The organism is Actinocrinis sp. (assembly GCF_035946395.1).
In the GTDB taxonomy this organism is placed as follows: Bacteria; Actinomycetota; Actinomycetes; order Streptomycetales; family Catenulisporaceae; genus Actinocrinis.
In genome coordinates, this window is record NZ_DASYZI010000377.1 from 1 (window position 1) to 2,486 (window position 2,486).

Consider the following 2,486-nt stretch of genomic DNA (forward strand, 5'->3'; position numbering starts at 1 on the left):
CTCCGTGCAGCTCATCGGCGTGCGCCCGAAGCTCGGCCCGCGCCGCGCCGAAGCGGAAGCCGTGCTGTCCAAGGCCATGGGCGCCCCGGTCCGGGTCAGCGCTGCCACCACGGACGGGCTGGGTTTCACCGGCCGCGCCGAAGGCTTGGCCGCCGTCGCCACCGCGCTAGTCGTCGCGATCTCCACACAGCCGACACTCGACTGACCCGGCTGACCGACCGTCAGCCCTGACGCCATCGCATCCGGCCCGCCGCGTCCCGCCCGCCACAGCTCACCTTCACCCAACTCACTCAGCCGCCACGCTTACGTCGGGACCGGCTGAGTAGCAGTGCCAACGCCGCGGCCCGTCCCGGCACACCACTGATCGCGCCGCCGCGCCGAGCACCCGAGCCACATATCAATACATTGGAGATGCCGGTTTCCACGCCCCACTTGCCGACCTCCTGATCGCTGCTTGCCCACGGCCAGTCGAGCCCGCCGTGGAAGATGTGGCCACCGGGCATGGCCAACTCCTCCTCGATGTCGCGCGGAGAACGCGCCTCAAGGCACGGCTTACCGTCGGCGTCGCGCGCCAGGCAATCCTCGATCGGTTCGGCCAGGTACTGGTTCAGCCCGGCCAGCGCGAGCCGGACCGCCTCGTCGCGTGCCTCGGGCTTGTCGTAAAGCCGAGCCGGGGTATGCAGCCCGAACAGCGTCAGCGTGTGCAGGCCCCGGGCCGCCGACTCCGACCCGAGGATCGTCCGGTCGGTCAACGTGTGGCAGTAGACCTCCGTAGGCAGCGGGTCCGGGAAGGCACCCGCCTGCGACTGCGCATACGCCCGCGCCAGCCCGCTGTACGACTCGTCGATGTGGAACGTCCCAGCGAACGCGGAAGTGGGGTCCACCCCCGAACGCAGCGCTGGCAGCCGTTCCAGCACCATGTTGATCTTCAGCTGGTTGCCTTCGGGCTTCGGCCCGGTCGGCCGCCCCAGCAACTCGTTCATAACCGTCGGCGCCGCATTGACCAACACATAACGCGCGTCGATCCGCCGTTCTCCACCCGACGTCGCGTAACGCACCGACGCGCGCCTTCCGTCCGCCTCGATGCGTGTCGCCGTAGCGCCGGTGACGAACGTTACGCCAGCCTTCTCCGCCGAGCGCGCGAGTGACGCCGTGATCGCGCCCATTCCGCCGATCGGCACGCGCCACTCGCCGGTCCCGTTGCCGATGACGTGGTAAAGGAAGCAACGGTTCTGTGCCAGCGACGGATCGTGCGCGTGGCTCTGCGTGCCGATCAGAGCGTCCGTCAACACGACGCCACGCACCACGTCGTCCGCGAACGTGGCCTCGACAACTTCACCCAGCGGCCGCTCGATGAACGCGTCCCAGAAAGCGCCGCCCGCGGCCTCCCGGACGGCCTTCATCATCTCGCCCTTCGGCACCAGGGGTTCCAGCAGTGCCGGCGCGATCACCCGGGCCGCGCGCTCGATCCGGCCGTAGAACTCCTGCCAGGCCCGCCACTCCCGGTCCGACCCGGTCAGGCTTCGGAACGACGCCTCGGTGCGTGCCCCAGGCCGCCGCTCGACGAGCAGCCCGCCCGGCTCGCCGCCACGCAGCACCGGCGTGTACGAGGCGACCGGTCGCGAGCGTAGTTCGAGGTCGAGTTCGAGGTCGCGCACGATCGTGTAAGGCAGCAACGAGACCAGGTACGCGTAGCGCGACAGGTCGGCGTCGATGCCTGGAAAGGGACGCTCGCTCACCGCCGCGCCGCCGATCCGGCCGAGCCGTTCGAGAACGGTCACCCTGGTCCCGTACCGAGCCAGGTATGCCGCCGCGACCAAGCCGTTGTGCCCCCCGCCGACGATCACCACGTCGGTGTTCGTCGGCGCGAGACGCGCTTGGTCGTCCCCGCTGTCAGCCATGCGCGCTCCTGTCGAACGATAGAAGGTAAGGATACGAGCGCCATGTCCGGCAAATCGAGAGCAATCCCGTAAAAGAGGTGGTCAATCCGGCTGCAACCCGGCAGCCATTTATTTAGCTCTGTATAAGAGATACCTTGGCCACATGCAGTCCAGCGAGGACCCAACCGCCGGCGAGCAGCGGAAACTCGCGCAGGAACTCAGCCACGTACTGGCGGCAATCCACCGCTCAGTCCGGCGACGTGTCCGCCGCCCGCTCGACCTGGAGCCGCTCAGCGGTGCGCAGGTCGAACTGCTGCGCTTGGTCGCCACGTCGCCCGGAATCGGCGTCTCGGCCGCCGCGCGCGAGCTCAGCCTGGCCGACAACTCCGTGTCCACGCTCGTCAACCAGCTGGCCGCAAAGGGCTACCTGCGGCGCAAGGCGAGCGAGTCCGATCGCCGGGCCGCCGTGCTCACCGCGACCGACGCAGGCACCGAGCGCCTGGCCCGATGGGCAGACGAGCGGGTAACCCTTCTCGCCGCCGAACTGAACCAGCTAGACCCCGCCGAACTGGTCGCGATCCGCGCGGCACTCCCAGCACTACACCG

The 2,486-nt window shown here is 69.1% G+C and carries 3 protein-coding genes; 2 read left to right on the forward strand and 1 reads right to left on the reverse strand.

All coding sequences use genetic code 11. The features are described 5' to 3' along the window. The coding region (locus tag VGS97_RS23575) for a 2-C-methyl-D-erythritol 2,4-cyclodiphosphate synthase (protein WP_326855817.1) at positions 1–205 on the forward strand (205 nt) is incomplete at its 5' end. A gap of 85 nt (positions 206–290) precedes the next feature. Here the strand turns inward: VGS97_RS23575 and VGS97_RS23580 are convergent. After that, a complete protein-coding gene (locus VGS97_RS23580; protein WP_326855818.1) occupies positions 291–1,901 on the reverse strand; it encodes an NAD(P)/FAD-dependent oxidoreductase in 1,611 nt (536 codons plus the stop codon). Between the two features lie 142 nt (positions 1,902–2,043). Between VGS97_RS23580 and VGS97_RS23585 the strand changes: the two genes are divergently transcribed. Beyond that, positions 2,044–2,486: MarR family winged helix-turn-helix transcriptional regulator (locus VGS97_RS23585; RefSeq protein WP_326855819.1), on the forward strand; the 443-nt coding region annotated here is incomplete at its 3' end.

Excerpts from the sequence above, each read along its gene's own strand:
- VGS97_RS23580 (WP_326855818.1), bottom strand. The coding sequence starts at position 1,901 with ATGGCTGACAGCGGGGACGACCAAGCGCGTCTCGCGCCGACGAACACC.